This is a genomic window from Mesorhizobium sp. P2_C7, assembly GCF_056404515.1.
This window is the reverse complement of sequence record NZ_JBFUDW010000001.1, coordinates 839,694-855,905: the sequence shown is the minus strand read 5'-3', so window position 1 is coordinate 855,905 and position 16,212 is coordinate 839,694. Positions and strand designations below refer to the sequence as shown.

The window sequence follows — 16,212 nt, the reverse complement described above, 5'->3', positions numbered from 1 at the left end:
GGTTCTTGTTCCGCCCATCAGAATCGGTGAGAGCGCTATGACTATCAGCACGATCAAGGCAAAAGGCATTTCGGTCTCGCTCGACCTCACGGTCGGCCACATCGCCGACATGGTCGTCGACAGCGACGGGCGGCAGCTCAAGCCACTGCATCGCGCGCCGTGGATCGACGAGCCGCGCGAGACGCTGCCGAAAGACCTGCCCGAGGGCACCGTCCGCCTGTCCGGCGACTTTCTCTGCGCGCCGTTTTCGCGCAGCGATGTCGAGGAGGCGCCGCTGCATGGCTGGCCGGCCAACAGCGCCTGGGATGTCACCGACAGCGCCGCGACCAACGATGGCTGGCGGGCCAGCTTCCGCTTGCGGCACAAGGTGATGGGCGCGACGGTCGACAAGATCCTGACGCTGCGCGACGACCATCCCTTCCTCTATCAGGAGCATGTGTTTTCCGGCGGCCATGGCGCGATCTCGGTCGCGCATCACCCGATGACGGCGATGACCGGCGGCGGCAGGCTGGCCTTCTCGCCAAAGCGGTTCGCCGAGACGCTGGACGATCCGCTGGAACCGGACCCCGCACGCGGCCGCTTCATGCTGGCCTATCCGGCGCGGTCCGCCGATCTCAGCCATTTCCCCGCCGCCGGTGGCGGCACGCTCGACCTGACGCAGTACCGCATGGGCGACCGTCGCGAGGATTTCGTCACGCTGGTCGAGGCCGATCATGGCGGGCCGGGCTGGACGGCCTTGGCGCGCCAGGCCGAAGGCGATCTGGTGCTGGTGCTGAAGAACCCGGCCGAACTGCCTATCACCATGCTGTGGCTCAGCAACGGCGGGCGCGACTACGCGCCATGGAGCGGCCGCCATCGCGGCGTGCTCGGCATCGAGGACGGCCGCGCGTCCGTCGGCCATGCCGCCTCGATCGGCGACAACTGGCTGAAGCGCGAAGGGGTGGCGACCGCCTTTGCGCTCGGCGAGGGCATCAGCGTTTCCTTTCGCCATGTCATCGGCGCCATGCCGCTCTCCGGCGGCGAGCCGCCTCGGGCAGTCACCACGGCGAACGGCCGCATGCTGCTGGCGGCCGGCGGCTCGACCCGGGAGGTTCCCTTCGACAACGATTTCCTGCGCATCGGCCAGCCTGTTCCAGGCTGAGTGCGCGGCATCAATGCGGATTTGAAATTTCCGCCGACTGCCGCCAAGATGTGGCCGAAATCATCATGCGGAACATGGTGGATTTGAAGCTCCTGCCAGAGAGAGGCTCTCATGTCCGAAATCGCCCATCTCGCCGCCACCATCTTCAAGCGCGCCGGCAAGGCACGGCGCTTCATCGTTGCCATTGCCGGTCCGCCGGGCTCCGGCAAGTCGACATTGTCGGCAAGCCTGCATGACCTGCTGCCGGAAGGCGCGGTGGAAGTGGTGCCGATGGACGGCTTCCACTATGACGACGTCGTGCTTGAGCGGCGCGGCCTGCGCGCGCGCAAGGGGGCGCCGGAAACCTTTGACTTTGCCGGCTTCGAAACCTTGCTGAAACGCATCCGCGCCGGTGAACCCGATATTGCCATTCCGGTTTTCGACCGCAGCATGGAACTGTCGCGCGCCGCCGCCTCGATCGTCGCCACCGAGACCAAGTTCATCCTGGTTGAGGGCAATTACCTGCTGCTCGACGAGGAGCCGTGGTCGCGGCTGGCGCCGCTGTTCGATTTCTCGATCTTCGTCGATGTGCCGCGCGACGAGCTCGAGCGCCGCCTGCTCGAGCGCTGGCACGGTCATGGCCGCTCCGACGCGGATGCCCGCGCCTGGATCGCCTCCAACGACATGCCCAACATCGACCGGGTGCTTGCCCGCCGCCGGACCGCCGACCTGGTGATCGGCGTTTCGGCGTGATTGTAAGGATTCTTCAAGGGGAACCTTAAGACTTTCAGTCCGTTATCCCACAGGCAATTCTGCCAGAAGAGGGATTCCATCCGATGGCACAAAAGGCAAGAAAACCCGCGCCCGCCAAGGGCAAGGCAACCCAATCGAAGGCAGGCGCCGGTCCGGCGATCGCCGAGCGTTCCAAGGACGCCAAGCCGTCTTTCGGCAAGGCGGCGCCGAAGAAAGTGGTGCCTGCCGCGGCCAAGACCGCGCCCAAGGTGGCAAAGCCCAAAAAGCCGGCAAACACTGGCGATTCGCTGTCGGGCAGCGCCATGCGCACGGTCAAGGCCACGGCCAATGTGGCAGCCGGCGCCGTCGTCGTCGCGGCAAGGGGTGCGGCATCGTTTGCCGCTTCCGTCGTGGGCAGGGGCGGCTCAAAAGCCAAGGCGAAGGCAAAATAGCAGCGTTCTGTCGAGGGCCTGGCCGGCTTTGATTCAGCCCTTCGCCGGGATGGTCAGGCCCTTTTGTACGGCTGGCCTGGCAAGGCCGCGTTCCAGCCATGTCCCGACATTGCCGAAATCATCGAAGCCGACGAGTTCGCGCGCTTCGTAGAAGCCGATCAGGTTGCGCACCCAGCCGAGCAGCGAGATGTCGGCGATGGTGAAGTCATTGTCCATGATCCACTTGCGGCCCTTCAGCCGGCCGTCGAGCACACCGATCAGGCGCCGCGATTCATCGCGATAGCGCTCCAGCGGGCGCTTGTCGGCAATTTCTCGGCCGGCGAATTTGTGGAAGAAGCCGACCTGGCCGAACATCGGCCCGACCGAGGCCATCTGGAAGAACACCCATTGGATCGTCTCGTAGCGCCGCGCCGCGTCCACCGGCATGAGCAGGCCGGTCTTTTCGGCGAGGTAGAGCAGGATGGCGCCGGATTCGAACAGGCCGATCGGCTTGCCGTCCGGACCGTTCGGATCGATGATCGCCGGTATCTTGCCATTGGGGTTGAGCGACAGGAATTCCGGTGTCCAGCTCTCGTTCTTGCCGATGTTGACCAGATGCGGCTCGTAGGGCAGTCCGAGCTCTTCCAGGGCGATCGATATCTTCACCCCATTGGGCGTCGTGGCCGAATAGAGCTGGATCTGGTCCGGATGCCTGGCTGGCCAGCGCGTTGCTATCGGAAAGGCGGACAGGTCGGCCATGGAAAACTCCTGAACGGGGATGGCGCCGGGCGACGCTGGTTTTGGCGGGTTCAGCCAAGGATTTAGGCGGACCGCCGATTCTGATCAATATGGCGGCGACAGTTTCCCTGCGCCATTACCTTCGGTGTCCGAAGCACGTCCGTCATCAGGATGTCGGCAACGGGCGCTTGACATAGCGAACGTCCCGATCCGTGCTATATCTTGGCAGTTGGGGGGCTCGATGAACGACACCGACTACGCGCTGGGGCATGCAGAGGCGGAGTTGCGCCGCCTCAGCACCCAGGCACGGTTGATCGACCCGATCACGCGTCGCTTTCTGGAAGCTGCCGGAATCACCAAAGGCATGCGCATCCTCGATATCGGCAGCGGGGCCGGCGATGTCGCGTTTCTCTGCGGCGAACTGGTTGGGCCGACTGGAGAGGTTGTGGGTACCGACCTCGCCCTTGCAGCCGTCGAAAGGGCGGAGCTGCGCGCCAGCAATGCCGGGTCAGGCACAATCTCCTTCAGACACAGCGATCCGGCTGAACTGAATTTTGACGAACCCTTCGATGCGATCGTTGGTCGCTACGTCCTCCAATTCATACCCGATCCGGCACAGTCGCTCCGACGGATCGTCCGTCATTTGCGGCCTGGTGGGGTCGTCGTATTCCACGAACTTGACTGGGATGGCGCTCGTTCGTCGCCCCCGTCGCCGACATACGATAAGGTATGCGGGTGGCTCAGCCGTACAATCGAGGGGGCGGGAGCGCAGGCGCACCTTGGTGCCCGACTTGCCTCTCTGTTTGAAGAGGCTGGTCTACCCTCGCCTGTCCTGAGGCTTGAGGCGGTCATCTCGTCAGGACCACGGGCAGTTGACGTTGTGCGCCTTGTGACCGATCTCGTGGAGACACAATTGCCGACCATGGAGCGGCTAGGAATCGCGGCAGCTTCGCAGGTCGAGCCCCTTACACTCGCTGACCGCATCCTGTCGGAGATCGGTGCCGTCGGCACGTTGATGGGGCGATCGGAGATAGGCGCCTGGACCACCAGGCCGGAGTGAACGCACGCGTCTCGTGCGATGACCGCTCTCCAACCTCTTCCAGGCGGTCTTCCAACAGCACAGCATCAAGCAGACGGACCGCCCGGACAGGCCGGGATCGTCTGCGGCCGGTCGAGACCGGCTAAGATCAGACGGCCTTGAAGGCCAGCACCGCATTGGTGCCGCCGAACGCGAAGCCATTGCTGATCGCCGTGCGCACCTTGCGTTCACGCGCCACGTTCGGTGTGATATCGAGGTCGCAATCGGGATCGGCTTCGCGAAAATTGGCCGTTGGCGGCACCATGCCTTCACGGATCGCCATCACGCAGGCGATCATCTCCAGCGCGCCCGATGCGCCAAGGCAGTGGGCATGCATGGATTTGGTCGACGACACCGACAGTTTGTAGGCGTGGTCGCCGAAGACGCGCTTGATCGCCGCCGTCTCGATCTGGTCGTTCGCCTTGGTGCCGGTGCCATGGGCATTGAGATAGTCGACATCCTCGGGATTGAACCCGGCGTCGGCCAGGCAGGCGCGCATGGCGGCCGTCGGTCCTTCGATGGTTGGCGCGACGATGTCGGACGCGTCGGCGGACAGGCCGGCGCCGGCAATTTCGGCAAGAATGGTGGCGCCGCGCGCCATGGCATGTTCGTAGCTCTCCAGCACCGCCATGCCGGCGCCCTCGCCGAGCGACAGGCCCTGGCGATCGGCCGAGAATGGCCGGCAGGTGTCGGGCGCCAGCACCCGCAATGCTTCCCAGCCCTTCAGGATGCCCCAGACCAGCGGCGCATCGGTGCCGCCGGCGACCATCACGTCGGCGCGGCCGAGCCTGATCTGGTCAACGGCCGAGGCGATGGCATGGTTGGACGACGAGCAAGCGGAGGTGACGCCGAAAACCGGACCGCGCAGGCCGAGACTCATGCTGACCTGGCCGGAGGCCGCACTGGGCATCACTTTCGGCACGGTGAAGATGCCGGCGCGGTTCTTGCCCTCGATCAGGATGGCGCGGTAGTTTTCCTCTATCGCTTCCCAGCCGCAAACACCGACGCCGACGACGGTGCCCATCCGGTAGGTGTTGGCGTCGTCCGAGGCCAGACCGGCCTGCTGCATAGCCTCCCTGGCCGCGATCACCGCCAGCAGGCTGAAACGGTCCATCGACACCAATTGCTTGCGGTCGATGCCGTGATCGGGAAGCGTCTTGATTTCGCAACCGACCTTGACCTTCAGATCATGCAACTGCGGACTGCTGATCTGGCCGATGGCCGAGCGGCCGGCGCGCATTTCATTCCAGATCGCGGGCGCGTTGGTGCCAAGCCCGCAAATACCGCCCATGCCGGTGATGACAACGCGCTGCCGCATTCAGGTCAGGCTTTTTTCGCGATCAGCGCGCGAACAGCTTCCACCATGTCGCCGACATTCTTCAGATTGCTCCAGGCATCGACCGTGTTCATCTCGATCTCGATGCCATAATCTTCCTCGAGATCGAAGATGATCTCCGTCAGCTCGAGCGAATGGATACCAAGCGAGGTCAATTCAGTGTTGGTCGTGATTTCTTCGCCGCCGGGCTCGGCATGAGCCTTGATCTTCGCGATGATATCCGTTGCCAGCTGGTCGGCCATTCGGTTTCTTCCCCACTATGTCGCGTTTCCCGACGCCAATTGAGCAGCGCCCCTTTTTCTCCCGGTATCAAGCCGCCGTCTTCGCTCTATACCCCCGCCAAGCGCCGCATGACCGTACCAAGGTGGTTCCCTCTATAGAAACCGAAACGTTGTCAAGCAACAAGCTATATCAAGCCATGCATCGACAAAGGCGCCGGAGTGCTTAACGTGCTGGCATGGATAAGACCGAACATGGCAGGATTTCGACGCAGCGCGCCGCGGGCGCGGCTCGGCTTTCCTGCGCCGTCGTCGACGGTCGCACGCGGCTGCGGCGCCTCTATCAGGACGGCGCCGCCAAGATAAGGATGCCGGCGGTCTCGACCGATCCGCTCGAAGCGGTGCTGATCAACACCGCCGGCGGGATGACCGGCGGTGACCGTATCGCCTGGGACGTGGAGGTCGGCGCCGCGGCCTCGGGGTCGATCACGACCCAAGCCTGCGAGAAGGTCTATCGGGCGGCATCCGACCATGCCGAGGTGCGGGTGAAACTATCGGTCGGTGAAAACGGCCGCATCGCCTGGCTGCCGCAGGAAACCATCGTCTTCGACCAGGCGGCGTTTGCCCGCACGCTCGACGTCGACCTTGCCGTCGGCGCCGAGGCGCTGGTGCTGGAGGCCACGGTCTTTGGCCGCCTGGCCATGGGCGAACACGTCACGAAAGGCAATTTCCATGACCGCTGGCGTGTCCGCCAGGACGGCGAACTCATTCATGCCGAGGATTTCCGCATCGGACCCGATATTGCTGCCACGCTCGACCGCCCGGCGATTGCCGGTGGCGCGGTCGCGATGGCGACGCTGCTGCTGGTGTCGCCGCGGGCCGAGGCCCTGCTCGACCCGGTTCTGGGGATCGTCGGCGACCAGGGCAGCGCCAGTGCCTGGAGCGTGAGGAAATCTGGCAAGCTTCTTGCGAGGCTCTACGCCGGGGACGGCTATCGGCTCCGCCAGCGGCTGGTTCCGCTGGTCGAATTGCTCAACGGAAAGGCGGGGTTGCCCAAATTATGGTCACTGTAAGTCCGTCTATGCCAGTCCAGGGAAGCGCATGAACCTGACACCGAGGGAAAAGGACAAGCTGCTGATCGCCATGGCGGCGATCGTGGCGCGCAAGCGGCTCGAACGCGGCGTCAAGCTCAATCATCCGGAAGCGATCGCGCTGATCACCGATTTCGTCGTCGAGGGCGCCCGTGACGGCCGCCCTGTCGCCGAGTTGATGGAGGCTGGCGCCTACGTCGTCACCCGCGCGCAGGTGATGCAAGGCATCGCCGAGATGATCCCTGACGTGCAGGTCGAGGCGACATTCCCCGACGGCACCAAACTGGTGACCGTGCACGAACCCATCAGGTGAGGAGAGAAGAAGATGCTTGAGCTGCGTCCCAATTGCGAATGCTGTGACAAGGACCTGCCGCCGGAGGCGGCGGACGCGCTGATCTGCACCTTCGAGTGCACCTTTTGCGCCGACTGCGTGGAACACATCTTGGGCGGCACCTGCCCCAATTGCGGCGGCAATTTTTCGGCGCGGCCGATCCGCCCGCCGGCGATGCTGAAGAAATATCCCGCCTCGACCAGGCGCGTTCTCAAAGCTGAAGGGTGCGGGCCCCGCAAGGCGGCGTGACACCACCACCCCGCAAACGAAAGGCAAATAGAATGATGTCCGCCAAACGCCTGTGCCTGTCGGCGATCCTGCTGCTGGCAGCAGTCATGCCGGCCTATGCCCATGTCGGCATCGGCACGACCTCCTCCTTTATGGCCGGCTTCATGCACCCGCTCTCCGGCCTCGATCACATGACGGTGATGATCGCGGTCGGCCTGTGGGCGGCGCTCAAGGGCGGCAAGGCAATCTGGGCCTGGCCGGCGGCTTTTGTCGGCGTGATGCTGGTCGGCGGCGGGCTCGGCATGCTGCATATGCCGCTGCCGTTCGTCGAACCCGGCATATTGGCGTCCGTCGTGGCGCTCGGGCTGCTGGTGGCGCTGGCAGTCGATCTGCCGGTCTCGGCCGGCGTCGCCATCATTGGCCTGTTCGCGCTGTTCCACGGCCACGCGCATGGGACCGAGGTGCCGGAAAATGCCGGCGGGCTGGAATATATGGCCGGCTTTGCCCTCGCCACGGCTCTGCTGCATGCCACAGGCATCGCTGCCGGGCTCGGGCTTGGCATCAGGTTCCGTGGCCTGGCCCGCGCCGCCGGTGCGGGCTGCGCGGCGGTCGGTACCGGCCTCGTCTTCGGCGTGTTGTGAGGCACGATGATCCCCGGCGAAATCATCCCCAAGGACGGCGACATCGAACTGAACAAGGGCTTGCCGACCGTCACCCTGAAAGTGGCCAACAGCGGCGACCGGCCGATCCAGGTCGGCAGCCACTATCATTTCTTCGAGACCAATGAGGGGCTGAGGTTCGAGCGCGAGCGTGCGCGCGGCATGCGCCTCGACATCGCCGCCGGCACGGCCATGCGCTTCGAGCCTGGCCAGGAGCGCGACGTGACGCTGGTGCCGCTCGGCGGCAAGCGCGAGGTCTACGGATTTCAGCAGAAGGTGATGGGCAGGCTGTGAGATCGATGGCGTCTCATGCATGTCGCCCAAGAATGACTGGCGCTTTCGACTCAGTCCGACGGCTTGGCCACAGCGTAGATGACGATCTTTCCAGGATCGTCGAATTCGACGGCGAGGACGTCCTGTGCAAGGACGCGCCGCGACTCGATGGCGTTGAACAGCAGCGCGTTGGCTTCGATCTCCTTGCGCAATTCCGCAATGTCGTCCCGATGCTGTTTGAGTTTGCTCTCGATCACCGGCGGCGGGCCGCCTTCGCTGCGCGCCGCGTCGGTGAGGAGCACGATCTCGACGTTGTCGAGCTTGGACGTCTTTCGCACCGTGCCGATGTTTTCGCGCGTCCGGTCGATCGCCGTGTTGACGTTGCCGGCTTCGGCGGTGGCATTGGCCTCTTCCTGCTTGACCTCCGAGCCGACGATACGCTTGACGGTCTCCGGGCTTTCAAGGCCTTGCGCATTCAACGCGGCGTGGGGGAGGCTCGCCGACAGAAACGCAGCCGCTGCAATGGCATGCAACCATCGGGCGTCGGGCAGGGTGGTGATGGTCATTGCTCGCTTTCGAGATTTGTTTCGATACTCAAAAGGCGAAACGAATCCAGCCCTGCCAAGGTTCCTTTCCCTCTGCAGCCGGCGGGCCGGACGTCGGCCCGCCGTGCTTCGTTGTCAGCTCGCCTTCTTGGTGATCAGGGTCAGCGCGCCATTGGGCTGCATGCTGGCGGCCACGACCTGTGCCGAGCTGAGCCCCTTGGCTTCGAGCGCGGACTTCACCTTTGGCGTGGCGTCGATCGAGCTGCGCAATTTCTGCAGGCCGGCGTCGCCACGCTGGGCGATCACCTGGTTGACCTGCGTCTGGGTGTCCTTCGGCAGCTCCGTGATGTCGACGATGTTGACGCTCTGGATCGTCGGAACGGCAGGCTGAGCCTTGGGCGTGGCCGGAGCAGGCGTGGTCGGCGCCGGAGCGGGCTGTTGCGCGGGTTGCTGCTGGGCACTGGCGGCGCCCGCCAGCATCAGCGTGGCGGCGGCTGCAATCAATATCGTCTTGCGCATGGATTTTCCTTCCATCGATTTGGGAAACGGTCGGTTTGGGGTGACGCCCTAACCTCAATCCTCAAATCGGATCAGAAGGTGTCGGTGAGCGGGTCATTGCGTGACCATTGGGTGGCGGCAATGTGCAGCCGGGCGGCGATCAAATCACAATTCGGCAAATCACAATTCGGGAGCAATCGCTGATGGCCAGAATTACCCGCGCCGCCTATGCGCAGATGTATGGCCCGACCGTCGGCGACCGCGTTCGGCTTGCCGACACCGAGCTGTTCATCGAGGTCGAGAAAGATCTCACCACCCATGGCGAGGAGGTGAAATTCGGCGGCGGCAAGGTGATCCGCGACGGCATGGGCCAGAGCCAGGTGTCACGCGCGCAAGGCGCGGTCGACACCGTCATCACCAATGCGCTGGTGGTGGATGCCAGCGCCGGCATCTTCAAGGCCGATATCGGTCTGCGCGACGGCCGCATCGCGGCAATCGGCAAGGCTGGCAATCCGGACATGCAGCATGGCGTCACCATCATCATCGGCCCGGGCACCGAGATCATTGCTGGCGAGGGCAAGATCCTGACCGCCGGCGGCTTCGACGCGCATATCCATTTCATCTGCCCGCAGCAGATCGAGGAAGCGCTGATGAGCGGCATCACCACCATGCTTGGCGGCGGCACCGGCCCGGCCCACGGCACACTGGCCACCACCTGCACGCCGGGGCCATGGCACATGGCCCGCATGATCCAGTCCTTCGATGCCTTCCCGATGAACATCGGCCTGTCAGGCAAGGGCAACGCTTCGCTGCCTGCGGCACTCGAGGAAATGGTGCTCGGCGGCGCCTGTTCGCTGAAGCTGCACGAGGACTGGGGCACGACGCCGGCGGCCATCGACTGCTGCCTGTCGGTTGCCGACGATTACGACGTGCAGGTGATGATCCATACCGACACGCTGAACGAGTCCGGCTTCGTCGAGAACACGGTGGCGGCGATCAAGGGCCGGACCATCCATGCTTTCCACACCGAAGGCGCCGGCGGTGGCCATGCGCCTGACATCATCAAGGTCTGCGGGCTGCCCAACGTCATTCCGTCCTCGACCAATCCGACCCGGCCCTACACGGTCAATACGCTCTCCGAGCATCTCGACATGCTGATGGTCTGCCATCATCTGTCGCCATCGATCCCCGAGGACATCGCCTTCGCCGAAAGCCGCATCCGCAAGGAGACCATCGCGGCGGAAGACATTCTGCACGACATCGGCGCGTTCTCGATCATCTCGTCGGACAGCCAGGCCATGGGGCGCGTCGGCGAGGTGGCGATCCGCACCTGGCAGACCGCCGACAAGATGAAGCGCCAGCGCGGCGCGCTGCCGCAGGAGACCGGCAACAACGACAATTTCCGCGTTCGCCGCTACATCGCCAAATACACCATCAACCCGGCCATCGCGCATGGGCTGTCCAGGGATATCGGCTCGATCGCGGTCGGCAAGCGCGCCGACCTGGTGCTGTGGAACCCGGCCTTCTTCGGCGTCAAGCCGGACATGGTGCTGATCGGCGGCATGATCACTGCTGCCCCAATGGGCGATCCCAACGCCTCGATCCCGACACCGCAGCCGATGCACTACCGGCCGATGTTCGGCGCCTATGGCAAGGCCAGGACCAACTCGTCGGTGACCTTCGTCTCCAAGGCGGCGCTCGAGTCGGGGCTGCATGGCAGGCTCGGTGTCGACAAGCAGTTCGCCGCTGTCGAGAACACCCGTGGCGGCATCGGCAAACACTCGATGGTGCTCAACGACGCCATGCCGCACATCGAGGTCGATCCCGAAACCTATGAGGTCCGCGCCGACGGCGAGCTGCTGACCTGCGAGCCGGCGACCGTGCTGCCGATGGCGCAGCGGTATTTTCTGTTTTAGGGTCATGGTCTGCAACGAATCTGGACCCGCCATGGACGAGCAAAAGAAGGCAGCCCTGATTTCAAGGATGGGTCCGTTGGAAGCCTATAACGGTGGCGCTGCTCCACGCGTCATGCCGCTGATTACGCTGGAGCAGTATTTTGACGGAGCCGAAGGGGAAGCGGGTCTACTGTGCAATAGCCACGTTGCTCCCGACAACGACACGGTCCTGGCGACGTTCAAGTCGATACGCGACCGACCCGAGGTTCACGACATCAGGATAGCGATTACCCAATGCGATAACGGGGAATGGCCGTTCTCGGACAAGGTCGTCGTAGTAACTCGCGCCAGCGAAGATGAAGCGCTTGGTTGGCTGCCGCCTGGCTTTGAGCCGGACGAGACCTGGGAGGGAGATGTCGACCATCTGCCTGCGGAGAAGATCGAGGTTCCGTCCGACTACAGGAAGCTGTGGCTCTGGTACGATTGAGGCCGCAACTGCTGGAATGCATAGAGTCGACCCATGGCCACCGAAATCGCTTCCGCCCACGACATCTTCCCGCATATCCGCATCGTCATGGGGCATGGTGATCGGGCTTGGCGTCGCCCGCCTGCTGTCGGGGGTGGCACGCATCGTCCAGCATCCCGGCCAGTACCGGCTCTATCCCGTGCACCTGGCCTGGGTCGCCTCGGTGCTTCTGATGCTGGTGCATTTCTGGTGGTGGGAGTTCGGCCTCTACACCATCGAGACGTGGACCTTCGGCAAGTACCTGTTCATCATCTTCTATGCGATCACGCTGTTCCTGCTCTGCGCGCTTCTGTTTCCGGATTCGATGCTGGACTACACCAGCTACGAGGATTTCTTCTATTCGCGCCGGGCCTGGTTCTTCGGCCTGCTGGCCGCGACCTATCTGCTCGACGTGGTCGACACGCTGCTGAAGGGACCGGAGCATTTTGCCCGCTTCGGCAACGAATATCTGTTCCGCACGCCGGTCTTCGTCGCGCTGTGCATCGCCGCGATCCTGGTGCAAGACCGCCGTTTCCACATCGCCTTTGTCGCGGCCGCGCTCGTCTATCAGATATCATTCATCCTGCGGCTCTTCGACACGATCGTTTGACTACAGCGCCGCGCGTCTTTCCGACGCGCAAAGGACGCTGTAGCACTTTGACTGGCGCCCATTGGGATGAAGTGAGGGATGGTCTAGGCTTCCAGGGAAAGGCAGGTTTGCGCATGTACAAGGCCGTCGGATCGCGTGGATCCCGGGTCAGCCGCGTTCTCTGGATGCTCGAGGAGCTCGGGCAGCCCTATGAATTCGTCGAGGTCAAGCTGCGCTCACCGGAAGCCTATGCGCTGAACCCTTCGGGCAAGGTGCCGATCCTGATCGACGGCGAGCTGACGGTGACGGATTCGGCGGCGATCTGCGTCTATCTCGCCGACAAGCACGCCGACAAGGGCATGGGCGCCAGTCCGGGCGTTGCCGGGCGTGCAGAGATGGATTCCTGGATGCATTTTGCCCAGAGCGAGTTTGAAGCACCGCTTTGGAACAAGCTGCGCCATCGCTTCCTGCTGCCGAAGGAGGTGCGGGTCGATGTCGGCCCCGCGGCGGCCTACGACTTCGCGTTCGAGCTCAAGGCGCTGGACCGGCGGCTGGGCGACAAGCCCTTCGCACTGGGCGACCGGTTTTCGGCCGTCGACGTGTTGCTCGGCGATATGGGCGGCTGGGCCCGCGCCGGGCGGTTTCCGATCGAGTCCGAGCGCGTCAACGCCTATTTCGACCGCGTGCTGGCGCGGCCCGCCCGTGCAAGGGCGCAGGCCAATGGGGGATCCATGAAATGAAGCTCGACATCCGCACCGACTTCACCAAATTTCCCCGCGCCATCTCGGTGTTGACCGCCGGCAATGGCGGGACCACGGCACCCTCCGGCCGCGCCATTCTCGCCCATGACGAACGGCATCTGCGCCGCAGGGCGATCGAACTTGCCGACGGCAGCAAGGTGCTGGTCGACCTGCCAGAGCCCGTCGCCCTGAACGATGGCGACCGGCTGGTGCTGGAGGATGGCCGCCACATCGAGATCATCGCGGCACCGGAAGATGTCTACGACATCCGCGCTCGCGACGGCGTGCATCTGGCCGAGCTCGCCTGGCATATCGGCAACCGCCATCTCGCTGCGAGCATCGAGGCCGGGCGCATCCTCATCCTACGCGACCATGTCATCAAGGCGATGCTGGAGGGGCTGGGCGCGACGGTGACCGACGTCTCCGAGCCGTTCAAGCCGGTGCGCGGCGCCTATTCCGGCCACGGTGGGCACGGCCATGACCATGGCCATGCGCACGCCGAGGCCGACGCGCACAGCCATGGTGAAGCGCATTCCCACTCGCACAGCGAATCCCATTCGCATTCGCACAGTCACGCTGGCCGCCGCCACGATCATGAGTGACCAGCCGTCCAACATCGCGCTGCTGCGGCTGATGGCGTGGCTGTCGCCGGCCTTTCCGGTCGGCGGCTTTTCCTACAGCCACGGTCTCGAACGCGCGCTGCATGACGGGCTGGTTGCCGACGCGAAAACCCTCGCCGGGTGGCTGGAAACGCTGGTCGAGATGGGTTCGGGCTGGAACGACGCCGTGCTGTTCGCCGAGAGCTGGCGCCGCGCGCGCAACGACGGTGATCTCGACGAAATAGCGACACTTGCCGAGGCGCTTGCCGGTTCGCGTGAACGCCACACCGAGGCCATGCTGCAAGGCGCCGCCTTTCTCAAAGCGGCGACAGCCTGGCCCAGCCCCGTGCTGGAGCGCCTGCCGGCCGAATGCGCCTATTGCGTCGCTGTCGGCGCCATCGCAGGCGGCCATTCAATTGCGCTTCAGGATGCGCTGTCCGCCTTCCTGCAGGCCTTCTTCTCCAACCTCGTCCAGGCCGCGATCCGGCTCGGCATCGTTGGTCAGAGCAAGGCCACCGCGCTGCTTGCCGGCTTCGAGCCGCTGGCGTTGTCGACAGCCGGCCGCGCCGCGCGCTCGACATTGGACCATCTCGGCGGCTGCGCCCTTGTCTCCGAAATCATGGCTATGAAGCACGAAACCCAGTATTCGCGGTTGTTCCGTTCATGATTTTTCTCGCCTTCGCGCTATCCCTTGTCCTGCTGCTGATCACGGCGCTGCATGTCTATTGGGGCATTGGCGGCATCTGGCCGGGCCAGGATGCGGCCTCTTGCGCCCATGCCGTCGTCGGCTTTCGCGGCGTCGATGAGATGCCGACGCCTTTCGCCAGTTTCGCCGTTGCTGCGTGCCTTGCCCTGGCGACACTGTGGCCGATGGCGCTTGAAGGGGTCTTTGCCTCGCCCTTCCCCAGGGAGGGCCTCGCGGCCACCTCGCTGCTCATCGGGCTGGTGTTCCTGGGGCGCGGCATTGCCGGCTTCACGCCATGGTGGCGGCGGCTGGCGCCGGAGCAGCCTTTCGCGCGGCTCGACCTGCGCTATTACTCGCCGCTGTGCCTGTTGATCGGGCTCGGCTTTGCCATCCTCGCCATCACGGAGTTTCCCGCATGACACAGAAAAATGGCCCGCTGCGCGTCGGCATTGGCGGTCCGGTCGGTTCGGGCAAGACGACGCTGACCGAAAAGCTGTGCAAGGCGCTGCGCGACGAATTCTCGATCGCCGTGGTGACCAACGACATCTACACCAAGGAAGACGCCATGATGCTGGCCCGGCTGCAGGCGCTGCCCGAGGATCGCATCATGGGGGTCGAGACCGGCGGCTGCCCGCACACCGCGATCCGCGAGGATGCCTCGATCAACCTGCAGGCGATCGCCGAGATGAACAAGAAATTCCCCGATCTCGACATCGTCTTCATCGAATCCGGCGGCGACAACCTCGCCGCCACCTTCTCGCCCGATCTTGCCGACCTGACGCTCTACGTCATCTCGGTCTGCCAGGGCGAGGAGATCCCGCGCAAGGGCGGGCCGGCGATCACCCGCTCCGATTTCCTGGTCATCAACAAGAGCGATCTGGCGCCCTATGTGAACGTCAATCTCGATGTGATGGAGAGCGACGCCGTCCGCATGCGCGGCAAGAGGCCGTTCGGCTTCACCGACCTGTCGCGCGGCAAAGGGCTGCGGGAGGTCATCGACTTCATCGTCGAGCATGGCGGCCTGCGGGCCGTCGCCGCCGCCAGCACGGCGGCATAGGCAAGGACATCGGCGTCGGTCCCTGCACCAAGCGAAAGCGGTTGCGAGCCTCGGCTGGTCGCGGCATTCTCGCCTCTTTCACGGAGTGTCCTCGATGAGCATAGCCCGCCTGCAAAAGGAAACGCTGACCAACCTGCCCTTCTACGAGGAGCGCGTCGATCTCGCCTGCGCCTTTCGCTGGACGGCGCGGCTCAACATGCACGAGGCGGTGGCCAATCATTTCTCGCTGGCGGTCAATGACGACGGCACGCAGTTCCTGATGAACCCCAACCAGGTGCATTTCTCGCGCATCAAGGCGAGCGACCTGCTGCTGATCGACGCCAACGATCCCGACACGCTCTCGGGGCCGAACGCGCCCGACCCGACGGCGTGGGGGCTGCATGGCGCGATCCATCGCAATGTCCGCCACGCGCGCTGCGTCATGCATGTGCATTCCATCCACGCCACGGTGCTGGCATCGCTCTTCGACTCTCGCCTGCCGCCGATCGACCAGAACTCGGCGATGTTCTTCAACCGCCATGTCGTCGATGCCCATTATGGCGGGCTCGCCTTCGAGGAAGAGGGCGAACGCTGCTCGCAGCTCCTCGTCGATCCCAAGGTCAAGGTGATGGTGATGGGCAACCACGGCGTGCTGGTCATCGGTGACACGGTCGCCGATGCCTTCAACCGCATGTTCTATTTCGAGCGCGCCGCCGAGACCTACATCAAGGCGCTGTGGACCGGCCGCCCGCTGCGCACGCTGTCCGACGCGATCGCCGAGAAGACTGCAAGCGAGATGGACGACTATCCCGGCCAGGCCGAACGCCATCTCAGCGAGTTGAAGGCGATCCTCGACGAGCAGGAACCGGTCTACCGCAACTGAGC

General features: G+C 64.3%; 22 protein-coding genes and 1 pseudogene. 18 read left to right on the top strand and 5 right to left on the bottom strand.

Annotated elements, in window-relative coordinates; translation table 11 throughout:
• Window positions 1–37 precede the first annotated feature (37 nt).
• The 3 genes from AC1D2G_RS04125 (at window position 38) to AC1D2G_RS04115 (ending at window position 2,304) form a co-directional block, all read left to right on the top strand.
• On the top strand, window positions 38–1,141 hold the full coding sequence (locus AC1D2G_RS04125; RefSeq protein ID WP_477412170.1) for a hypothetical protein: 1,104 nt from the start codon (window positions 38–40) through the stop codon (window positions 1,139–1,141).
• 111 nt (window positions 1,142–1,252) lie between these two features.
• The gene (locus AC1D2G_RS04120; RefSeq protein WP_477412168.1) at window positions 1,253–1,873 is read left to right on the top strand and encodes a nucleoside triphosphate hydrolase; all 621 of its coding nucleotides are present in this window, start codon (window positions 1,253–1,255) and stop codon (window positions 1,871–1,873) included.
• An 83-nt stretch (window positions 1,874–1,956) separates the two neighbouring features.
• Window positions 1,957–2,304 (top strand): hypothetical protein, encoded by a 348-nt coding sequence (locus AC1D2G_RS04115; RefSeq protein WP_095083324.1) that lies wholly within the window; start codon window positions 1,957–1,959, stop codon window positions 2,302–2,304.
• 33 nt (window positions 2,305–2,337) lie between these two features.
• Here the strand turns inward: AC1D2G_RS04115 and AC1D2G_RS04110 are convergent, their stop codons facing one another.
• Window positions 2,338–3,042 carry a glutathione S-transferase family protein gene (locus AC1D2G_RS04110; RefSeq protein WP_457150162.1) on the bottom strand — a complete coding sequence of 235 codons (705 nt, stop codon included), beginning with the start codon at window positions 3,040–3,042 and terminating at the stop codon, window positions 2,338–2,340.
• A gap of 220 nt (window positions 3,043–3,262) precedes the next feature.
• Here AC1D2G_RS04110 and AC1D2G_RS04105 point away from each other — a divergent pair, with 220 nt between their 5' ends.
• Window positions 3,263–4,081 (top strand): methyltransferase domain-containing protein, encoded by an 819-nt coding sequence (locus AC1D2G_RS04105; RefSeq protein WP_477412166.1) that lies wholly within the window; start codon window positions 3,263–3,265, stop codon window positions 4,079–4,081.
• A 127-nt stretch (window positions 4,082–4,208) separates the two neighbouring features.
• On the opposite strand, the gene AC1D2G_RS04100 is transcribed toward AC1D2G_RS04105, so the two are convergent.
• Window positions 4,209–5,417, bottom strand: coding sequence for a beta-ketoacyl-[acyl-carrier-protein] synthase family protein (locus AC1D2G_RS04100; RefSeq protein ID WP_477412164.1), 1,209 nt, complete (start codon window positions 5,415–5,417; stop codon window positions 4,209–4,211).
• A gap of 5 nt (window positions 5,418–5,422) precedes the next feature.
• On the bottom strand, window positions 5,423–5,677 hold the full coding sequence (locus AC1D2G_RS04095) for an acyl carrier protein (RefSeq protein WP_184873030.1): 255 nt from the start codon (window positions 5,675–5,677) through the stop codon (window positions 5,423–5,425).
• Window positions 5,678–5,892: 215 nt separating this feature from the next.
• Between AC1D2G_RS04095 and AC1D2G_RS04090 the strand changes: the two genes are divergently transcribed.
• Genes AC1D2G_RS04090 through AC1D2G_RS04070 form a run of 5 tightly spaced genes read left to right on the top strand, consistent with a single transcriptional unit; the run spans window position 5,893 to window position 8,256 of the window.
• Window positions 5,893–6,726, top strand: coding sequence for an urease accessory protein UreD (locus AC1D2G_RS04090; RefSeq protein WP_477412162.1), 834 nt, complete (start codon window positions 5,893–5,895; stop codon window positions 6,724–6,726).
• Window positions 6,727–6,754: 28 nt separating this feature from the next.
• On the top strand, window positions 6,755–7,057 hold the full coding sequence (locus AC1D2G_RS04085; protein ID WP_095083338.1) for an urease subunit gamma: 303 nt from the start codon (window positions 6,755–6,757) through the stop codon (window positions 7,055–7,057).
• Between the two features lie 12 nt (window positions 7,058–7,069).
• Window positions 7,070–7,324: a DUF1272 domain-containing protein gene (locus AC1D2G_RS04080; RefSeq protein ID WP_477412160.1), complete on the top strand. Its 255-nt coding sequence runs from the start codon at window positions 7,070–7,072 to the stop codon at window positions 7,322–7,324.
• Between the two features lie 32 nt (window positions 7,325–7,356).
• Window positions 7,357–7,944 (top strand): HupE/UreJ family protein, encoded by a 588-nt coding sequence (locus AC1D2G_RS04075; protein ID WP_477412158.1) that lies wholly within the window; start codon window positions 7,357–7,359, stop codon window positions 7,942–7,944.
• Window positions 7,945–7,950: 6 nt separating this feature from the next.
• Complete coding sequence (locus AC1D2G_RS04070) at window positions 7,951–8,256, top strand: urease subunit beta (RefSeq protein ID WP_477412156.1); 306 nt, start codon at window positions 7,951–7,953, stop codon at window positions 8,254–8,256.
• 50 nt (window positions 8,257–8,306) lie between these two features.
• Here the strand turns inward: AC1D2G_RS04070 and AC1D2G_RS04065 are convergent, their stop codons facing one another.
• Together AC1D2G_RS04065 and AC1D2G_RS04060 are read right to left on the bottom strand one after the other, a co-directional pair.
• Window positions 8,307–8,801, bottom strand: a complete 495-nt coding sequence (locus AC1D2G_RS04065) for a hypothetical protein (protein WP_477412154.1) — start codon at window positions 8,799–8,801, stop codon at window positions 8,307–8,309.
• Between the two features lie 114 nt (window positions 8,802–8,915).
• Complete coding sequence (locus tag AC1D2G_RS04060; protein ID WP_477412152.1) at window positions 8,916–9,299, bottom strand: hypothetical protein; 384 nt, start codon at window positions 9,297–9,299, stop codon at window positions 8,916–8,918.
• Window positions 9,300–9,481: 182 nt separating this feature from the next.
• Here AC1D2G_RS04060 and ureC point away from each other — a divergent pair, with 182 nt between their 5' ends.
• The 9 genes and pseudogenes from ureC to AC1D2G_RS04015 all read left to right on the top strand — a co-directional run bounded on the left by ureC (window position 9,482) and on the right by AC1D2G_RS04015 (window position 16,210).
• Complete coding sequence (gene ureC / locus AC1D2G_RS04055; RefSeq protein ID WP_477412150.1) at window positions 9,482–11,194, top strand: urease subunit alpha; 1,713 nt, start codon at window positions 9,482–9,484, stop codon at window positions 11,192–11,194.
• A gap of 31 nt (window positions 11,195–11,225) precedes the next feature.
• Window positions 11,226–11,660, top strand: coding sequence for a hypothetical protein (locus tag AC1D2G_RS04050; protein ID WP_477412148.1), 435 nt, complete (start codon window positions 11,226–11,228; stop codon window positions 11,658–11,660).
• 33 nt (window positions 11,661–11,693) lie between these two features.
• A pseudogene (locus AC1D2G_RS04045) lies at window positions 11,694–12,288 on the top strand (hypothetical protein).
• Between the two features lie 113 nt (window positions 12,289–12,401).
• The gene (locus AC1D2G_RS04040; protein WP_477412146.1) at window positions 12,402–13,007 is read left to right on the top strand and encodes a glutathione S-transferase family protein; all 606 of its coding nucleotides are present in this window, start codon (window positions 12,402–12,404) and stop codon (window positions 13,005–13,007) included.
• Window positions 13,004–13,609, top strand: coding sequence for an urease accessory protein UreE (gene ureE / locus AC1D2G_RS04035; RefSeq protein WP_477412144.1), 606 nt, complete (start codon window positions 13,004–13,006; stop codon window positions 13,607–13,609). The genes AC1D2G_RS04040 and ureE overlap by 4 nt, the downstream gene beginning before the upstream one ends.
• Window positions 13,602–14,273 (top strand): urease accessory protein UreF, encoded by a 672-nt coding sequence (locus AC1D2G_RS04030; RefSeq protein WP_477412142.1) that lies wholly within the window; start codon window positions 13,602–13,604, stop codon window positions 14,271–14,273. The genes ureE and AC1D2G_RS04030 overlap by 8 nt, the downstream gene beginning before the upstream one ends.
• Entirely contained in the window at window positions 14,270–14,710 is a 441-nt protein-coding gene (locus AC1D2G_RS04025) for a DUF3995 domain-containing protein (RefSeq protein ID WP_477412141.1), read from the top strand. Before AC1D2G_RS04030 ends, AC1D2G_RS04025 begins: the two co-directional genes overlap by 4 nt.
• Window positions 14,707–15,348: an urease accessory protein UreG gene (gene ureG / locus AC1D2G_RS04020; RefSeq protein WP_477412139.1), complete on the top strand. Its 642-nt coding sequence runs from the start codon at window positions 14,707–14,709 to the stop codon at window positions 15,346–15,348. The genes AC1D2G_RS04025 and ureG overlap by 4 nt, the downstream gene beginning before the upstream one ends.
• Before the next feature lie 94 nt (window positions 15,349–15,442).
• Window positions 15,443–16,210, top strand: coding sequence for a class II aldolase and adducin N-terminal domain-containing protein (locus AC1D2G_RS04015; protein ID WP_477412137.1), 768 nt, complete (start codon window positions 15,443–15,445; stop codon window positions 16,208–16,210).
• Window positions 16,211–16,212: the final 2 nt, after the last annotated feature.

Excerpts from the sequence above, each read along its gene's own strand:
- AC1D2G_RS04100 (WP_477412164.1), bottom strand. The coding sequence starts at position 5,417 with ATGCGGCAGCGCGTTGTCATCACCGGCATGGGCGGTATTTGCGGGCTT.
- ureC (WP_477412150.1), top strand. The coding sequence starts at position 9,482 with ATGGCCAGAATTACCCGCGCCGCCTATGCGCAGATGTATGGCCCGACC.
- AC1D2G_RS04075 (WP_477412158.1), top strand. The coding sequence starts at position 7,357 with ATGATGTCCGCCAAACGCCTGTGCCTGTCGGCGATCCTGCTGCTGGCA.
- AC1D2G_RS04070 (WP_477412156.1), top strand. The coding sequence starts at position 7,951 with ATGATCCCCGGCGAAATCATCCCCAAGGACGGCGACATCGAACTGAAC.
- ureE (WP_477412144.1), top strand. The coding sequence starts at position 13,004 with ATGAAGCTCGACATCCGCACCGACTTCACCAAATTTCCCCGCGCCATC.
- AC1D2G_RS04030 (WP_477412142.1), top strand. The coding sequence starts at position 13,602 with ATGAGTGACCAGCCGTCCAACATCGCGCTGCTGCGGCTGATGGCGTGG.
- AC1D2G_RS04110 (WP_457150162.1), bottom strand. The coding sequence starts at position 3,042 with ATGGCCGACCTGTCCGCCTTTCCGATAGCAACGCGCTGGCCAGCCAGG.
- AC1D2G_RS04120 (WP_477412168.1), top strand. The coding sequence starts at position 1,253 with ATGTCCGAAATCGCCCATCTCGCCGCCACCATCTTCAAGCGCGCCGGC.
- AC1D2G_RS04085 (WP_095083338.1), top strand. The coding sequence starts at position 6,755 with ATGAACCTGACACCGAGGGAAAAGGACAAGCTGCTGATCGCCATGGCG.
- AC1D2G_RS04025 (WP_477412141.1), top strand. The coding sequence starts at position 14,270 with ATGATTTTTCTCGCCTTCGCGCTATCCCTTGTCCTGCTGCTGATCACG.
- AC1D2G_RS04090 (WP_477412162.1), top strand. The coding sequence starts at position 5,893 with ATGGATAAGACCGAACATGGCAGGATTTCGACGCAGCGCGCCGCGGGC.
- AC1D2G_RS04040 (WP_477412146.1), top strand. The coding sequence starts at position 12,402 with ATGTACAAGGCCGTCGGATCGCGTGGATCCCGGGTCAGCCGCGTTCTC.
- AC1D2G_RS04060 (WP_477412152.1), bottom strand. The coding sequence starts at position 9,299 with ATGCGCAAGACGATATTGATTGCAGCCGCCGCCACGCTGATGCTGGCG.
- AC1D2G_RS04105 (WP_477412166.1), top strand. The coding sequence starts at position 3,263 with ATGAACGACACCGACTACGCGCTGGGGCATGCAGAGGCGGAGTTGCGC.
- AC1D2G_RS04015 (WP_477412137.1), top strand. The coding sequence starts at position 15,443 with ATGAGCATAGCCCGCCTGCAAAAGGAAACGCTGACCAACCTGCCCTTC.
- AC1D2G_RS04050 (WP_477412148.1), top strand. The coding sequence starts at position 11,226 with ATGGACGAGCAAAAGAAGGCAGCCCTGATTTCAAGGATGGGTCCGTTG.
- AC1D2G_RS04095 (WP_184873030.1), bottom strand. The coding sequence starts at position 5,677 with ATGGCCGACCAGCTGGCAACGGATATCATCGCGAAGATCAAGGCTCAT.
- AC1D2G_RS04080 (WP_477412160.1), top strand. The coding sequence starts at position 7,070 with ATGCTTGAGCTGCGTCCCAATTGCGAATGCTGTGACAAGGACCTGCCG.
- AC1D2G_RS04065 (WP_477412154.1), bottom strand. The coding sequence starts at position 8,801 with ATGACCATCACCACCCTGCCCGACGCCCGATGGTTGCATGCCATTGCA.
- AC1D2G_RS04115 (WP_095083324.1), top strand. The coding sequence starts at position 1,957 with ATGGCACAAAAGGCAAGAAAACCCGCGCCCGCCAAGGGCAAGGCAACC.
- ureG (WP_477412139.1), top strand. The coding sequence starts at position 14,707 with ATGACACAGAAAAATGGCCCGCTGCGCGTCGGCATTGGCGGTCCGGTC.
- AC1D2G_RS04125 (WP_477412170.1), top strand. The coding sequence starts at position 38 with ATGACTATCAGCACGATCAAGGCAAAAGGCATTTCGGTCTCGCTCGAC.